The 6,000-nt window shown below is 25.5% G+C and carries 3 protein-coding genes and 1 pseudogene; all 4 read right to left on the bottom strand.

Features of this window, described 5'->3' with window-relative positions:
- Window positions 1-145 precede the first annotated feature (145 nt).
- Window positions 146-757 carry a hypothetical protein gene (locus B0174_RS10765; RefSeq protein WP_108560724.1) on the bottom strand — a complete coding sequence of 204 codons (612 nt, stop codon included), beginning with the start codon at window positions 755-757 and terminating at the stop codon, window positions 146-148.
- Between the two features lie 6 nt (window positions 758-763).
- Window positions 764-2,953, bottom strand: a complete 2,190-nt coding sequence (locus B0174_RS10760; protein WP_108560721.1) for a response regulator — start codon at window positions 2,951-2,953, stop codon at window positions 764-766.
- A gap of 17 nt (window positions 2,954-2,970) precedes the next feature.
- Window positions 2,971-5,001, bottom strand: a complete 2,031-nt coding sequence (locus B0174_RS10755) for a sensor domain-containing protein (protein ID WP_108560718.1) — start codon at window positions 4,999-5,001, stop codon at window positions 2,971-2,973.
- 18 nt (window positions 5,002-5,019) lie between these two features.
- A pseudogene (locus B0174_RS10750) lies at window positions 5,020-5,952 on the bottom strand (methyl-accepting chemotaxis protein); the annotation flags it as partial.
- Window positions 5,953-6,000: the final 48 nt, after the last annotated feature.

Genomic DNA, 6,000 nt, shown 5'->3' with positions numbered 1-6,000 from the left:
GCTCCACCGATACTTTTACCAGCTTTTATATCACGAGCAAATTGCTCTACATCTATTTCTATCTTCATCTTTGTGTCCTTTGGTATTGTTTATTTTACCTGTTTGACACAAAATTTTGAACGATCCCTAACTTTTATATCTTCATTTATTTTCTCTTAGATTTCTTTCTAGAAGTATTTATTTTATACTCAGCTTTTTTTAATTTTTCTATTAATTTAGAAGAAATTTTATACATATGCATAACAATCTCTTTTTTTTCATTATCTAAATCTTTTTTTGAATTATCGTATCTATTTATCAAATCTAAATAATCAAAATCTTTTAAATATGGATAAAAATATGCTGTTTTTTCTTCTTCGATTATCCATTCACTTAAAAGTGAAATTACAACTAATTCAGGTATCCAAGAACTTCCATTTGGTAAACAAACTTCAATTGTTTTTATTAAAGTATCATAATAAATCATTAAAGGTTCTTCTTTTTTTGCAAGTAATTTTAAAGTTGAGTTTTTATGAGAGTTTTCAATCAAACTTCTTAAATAAGTTGAGTTTATAACCGTATCTTGAAGATGTTCTAGTAATTTTTTTAAAGAAGAATAAACTAATTCTTTATCTTCATCATTACCTAATTCAAAGCTATAACCAAAATTATCTATTTGCTGAAAAGATTGTTCTAATGTAGTTCTTATAAATACTAAAAGTGCTTCTGTTTTTACATCTCTTAATAATTTTGGTTTTACTCTATTTTTGCAATTCATATTTATTTAATCTTTATACCTATCTCTAATTTCTTTAAATTTATTAATATTTTCAAAAAATAAATTGATTAATTTAGGTTCAAACTGTTTTCCTTTTTCATCAAGTAATAATTGAAAAACATCTTCATCTTTCCAAGCTTTTTTATAACATCTATCACTTCCTAATGCATCAAATACATCAGCAACAGCAGTAATTCTTCCATAAATATGAATTTCTTTCTCTTTTAAATTTTGTGGATAACCACTTCCATCCCATTTTTCATGGTGATCTCTGGCTACTATTGCTGCTGCTTTTAAAATCTCTCTTTTTGAGTTTTTTAAAATATTATAACCATTCATTGAATGTTCTCTCATAATTACCCATTCTTCAGGAGTTAATTTCCCAGGTTTATTTAAAATTGAATCAGGAACTCCAACTTTTCCTATATCGTGCATTGGACTTGCTGTAAATAAAATATCACATTCTTTTTCATTTAAGCCATATAATTTTGCTAAAAGTCTTGAGTATTCAGCAACTCTTTTTACATGATTTCCGGTTTCACTACTTCTACTTTCTCCTATTTCACCCATTTTATAAATGATTTCTCTTTGAGTCTCTTCTAGTTCTTTGTGTAATTCAATTACTTCTGTTATATCTTTTCTAATACTCATATATTCTAAAATCTCACCTTGAAGATTTATTATTGGAACGACGGTTGCTAGGAAATAATGAACTCTTTCATCTTTAAAAATATTATGAATTTGTCCATTCCAGATTTTACCACTTTGTAAATGTTCAATTATTTTATTATCATCTTCGCTTGGCGGAAAAATTCTTTTAATACTCTCATATGGTTGATCAATTAGTTCTTCTTGTGTATAACCACTAATTTTATAAAATTGCTCATTTACATAAGTAATTTTGCCATATTGACTTACTCTTAAAATGATATTACTTTCATCCATTGCTTTTTCATAAAGTTTTGATAAGTTCATAATCTCTTGGAAATTATTTTGAGAGATGTGGTATTGTTCTTTTAAATACTCTTTAGCATTCATCATTTGAGATATATCTGTACTAATTGCAATATATTCTAATACATTATTGTTTTTATCTAATATTGGGTTTATTATCGTTTTCAGCCAATAATCACTAGAATAATCATTTTTATGTTTATTTTTTGTGGTACCTCTCCATGCTTCTTTTAGTTCTTTAATAGTGTGCCACATATTTTCATAAGTATTAAGTGGAGTGTCTTTATGTCTTAAAATACTATGAGGTTTCCCTAAAATTTCATCTTCTTTATATCCTGAAATGTCACAAAATGCTTCATTAACATAAGTAATAATCCCATCTACATTTGTTTTTGAAACAATAAAACTTCTATCAACCGTACTTTTGTATTGATTTAAAAGTTGAGTTTTAGAAAACATTTCATCTTCTATATCTTTATCATTTATATACATATCAGTTTTTAAAATCAATTCTTCTAGGACATAAGGTTTTTTTATTATATCTCTAACACCCAACCTAAAAGCATCTCTTAGGGTAGTAGGTGAAATATTTTCACTTATTATTACAACTTTAATTTTTAACTCATTTAAAATCATTTTCTTATTTTTTAATAAAAATTCAACACCATTTTCCTTTTCTAATTCTAAATCTAGTAACATTAAGTCTATTTTATTTGTTTTAATTAAATCTAATGCAATAGTTATATTTGAAGCTACTAATACTTTATAATTTCTATTTTCGAAGATATTTTTATGCTTTTCTCTTCTGTCTTGTGAATCAGCTATTATCAAAATTGTTTTTGTTCTATTCTTTTCAAGCTGTTTTATTAAATTAGGTATTTCAGAAATCTTATATACAAAATTTTTATCTTTATTAATAAAATCAATTATTCCTTTTTGATAAGAATCTTCTCTTAATTGAGAGTCAGTTTGTGCTGTAAGTACAATTATTTTAGGGTTTAATTTATATAAAGATAACTCTTCTATAAGTTCATAACCATTTCCATCAGGAAGATTTATATCTAATAGAATATAGTCTATTTTTATTGAATTTATTTTTTCTCTTGCCTCTTCTAATGTAGTTGATAAAAAAGTATTAAATCCAGAATCTAAAAAGATATTGTTAATAATTTTAATCATAGAAGAGGAATCTTCCACAATTAAGATATTAAAGTTTTTTGTTTTAAATTCAATAATATTCATATTAAATTATTCCTTTTTTAAAGTGAATCTGGTTTGTTAGGTTTTCCAAATAAATAACCTTGAAAATAAGAACATCCCATAGATACTAACATTTCATGTTGTTCTTTTGTTTCAACGCCCTCAGCTATAACTTCTAAATTAAATTTCTTACCAATAGATAAAATAGTTTCAACTATTGAAAAATCATTGGAATCAATAAGAATATCCCTTATAAAAGATTGATCTATTTTTAACTCATGTATTGGTAATTGTTTTAAATAAGCCAAAGATGAATATCCTGTCCCAAAATCATCAATTGATAAAGTTACACCTAATTCAAATAATTTTTTTATTTTTTTAAGGGTTTCTTCTACATTTTTGATTAATAAATTCTCTGTTAATTCTAATCTTAATTTATTAGGATTTATATTATATTCTTTTATTAATAAATCTAATAAATCTACAAAATTATCCCTTTCAAATTGTTTTGGGCTAATATTTACAGATACTCTCCAATCTCTTTTTTCTTTATTATTTTCCCAGAGTTTTATTTGATTTATAGCTTCAATTAAAATCCATTTTCCTATTGGTATAATTAAACCTGACTCTTCTGCAATTGGAATAAAAGAGTTTGGAGGAATAAGCCCTTTTTGAGAATTCCATCTAATTAGTGCTTCAACTCCAATAACACTACTTTTATTATTTTTTGTTAATATTTGTTTTTGATAATGAAGTACTAATTCTTTTCTTTCAATAGCTTTTCTTAATTCTTCTACCATTTGAGCTTTTTCTTCTATTATTTGCTGTAATTTAGGGTCAAAGTAACTAAATCTATCTCTGCCTTTTTCTTTTGAACTGTACATTGCTGTATCTGCATATTTCATTAATTCATCTAAATTCGTATTTTTCCTAAATAAAATTATTCCAATACTTGCTGTTAATCTTAATTCATGTTCTAATATTAAATATGGCTTTTTAATCTCTTTTAGGATTTTATTTGAAATTATATTTATATCTTTGATAACTAAGTCTTTATCATTAGTTTTTGTATCAATTAGGATGACAAATTCATCTCCTCCTAATCTTGCTACAAAATCTGTTTCTCTAAGTAGGTCTTTTAATCTTTTTGCAGTTTCAATTAAAACTTCATCTCCTATTGGATGACCTTTAATATCATTAATCACTTTGAAATAATCTAAATCAATAAATAAAAGTGCACCATAATGATTTTCTCTTTTAACTCTTTTACTCATAAAAGAAAATATTTCTCTTAACATTAGTCGATTAGGAAGGCTTGTTAGCTGATCATATTGTGCTAATCTAAGAATATCTTTTTCTCTTTCTTTGATTTCACTAATATCTAAAATTGCAGAAACTCTTATTTTTTTATCTAATACTTTTATATCTTTTCCTCTTAAAATAGCAGGAAATGTTGAACCATCTTTTCTTTTCATTAAAGCTTCATAAGCTTCTTGATTGTCTTTTTTAATAACTTGATTAACTAAATCTATTGATTCATGTGATATAAAATATAAAGCATCTTTATTAAACATTTCTTCTTCACTAAAGCCTAAAAGTTTAGTGGCTACTTTATTAACTTGAATACATTTTTTATTTTCATCATAAATAATTATTCCTTCTAATGTTGAATCAATTATCGTTTTGAAAGTTTCAATAAATTCATCTTTTTCTTTTAAAATCTGTGCTTCTAATCTTTTTTGTTCTGAAATATCAATACCAAATTGAATATTTACTTTTCTTCCATCAGTCCATTGAGAAATATGACTAACAAACATATAAGATTTGCCATTTATAGTATTTTTATGTTCCCAGTTATATAAAGTTCCAAATGGAAGTAAGTTAGCTGGAAGTTCATTCTGATTTAATGGACAAAAAGAACAAGGAACCTCTAGACCTTTTTGTAAAACTTTATAACAAGTTTTACTTAGTATATCTCCAAACTCTTCTTTACATTTTTTATTAGCATAAAGAATTTTATGAGTAGATAAATCAATTATATAAATTAATGTACCACTATTTTCAACTATAGTTTGGATTTCTCTTAACATAAATCATAGTTCCTTTGTCTAAAATCTAGAAATTGTCCCAGTACTTTTTGCCTTAACTTGATTTTTTCCTTCAAACTCTTTTGCATCAGCATTTGATACAACTAATTTTGCTATTTCATCTGTTAAAATTGCCACATCATGGGTTTGTGATGCAACAGCTGCATTTTGTTGAGTTTGTTGGTCTAATTGTGTTACTGCATCATTTATTTGTTCAATTCCCATTAACTGTTCTTTACTTGACATTTCAATATCTGAAATTAGATTTATTGTATTTGTTATATTTTGATTTAACTCTTTATAACCAATAATCATATTATTTGCTATTTGTTTTCCATCATTTGCTTTTTTTGTAGCATTTTCAACAATATTTTTTATCTCACGAGCTGCTTCTGCACTTCTATTTGCAAGGTTTCTCACTTCTGCTGCAACAACAGCAAATCCTCGTCCTGCTTCACCTGCAGTTGCTGCTTCTACGGCTGCATTTAAAGATAAAATATTTGTTTGAAATGCGATTTGGTCAATTACTGTAATTGCTTCATTTATAGAATTTACTTGAATATTTATCTCTTCCATTGCAATTGTTGTTTGATTTGCAAGTTGTTCACCATCAGCTGCTGATTTTGTGACACTATTTGAATAATTTGCCATTTTCGCAATATTTTGAGTATTATTTCTAATATTTCCAGTGATTTGTTCTAAGGCTGCTGCTGTTTCTTCTAAAGAAGTTGCTGCTTCATTTGAGCTTATATTTAATTTATCTACATTTGTTAGAAGAATATTTGAACTTTCATCTAAAGTTAATCCATTAGCTTTATTTTCAACAAGCATTTGAGTTATTGCTTTTCCTAAATTATTTATATCTTTAAATAAAGTTTTAAAATCATTTTGTACAGAATTTTCATCTAATGAATTTAAGTAATTATAATTACTATAACTTTCCAAAAGAATCAGTGCTTGACCAATTGTATTTTGCATATTGTCAGCTAATATATTTATAGT

Origin of the sequence: Arcobacter caeni (genome assembly GCF_003063245.1) — a bacterium.
Classification (GTDB): domain Bacteria; phylum Campylobacterota; class Campylobacteria; order Campylobacterales; family Arcobacteraceae; genus Aliarcobacter; species Aliarcobacter caeni.
The sequence above is the reverse complement of the archived record's forward strand: the minus strand, read 5'-3'. Positions and strand labels throughout refer to the sequence as shown.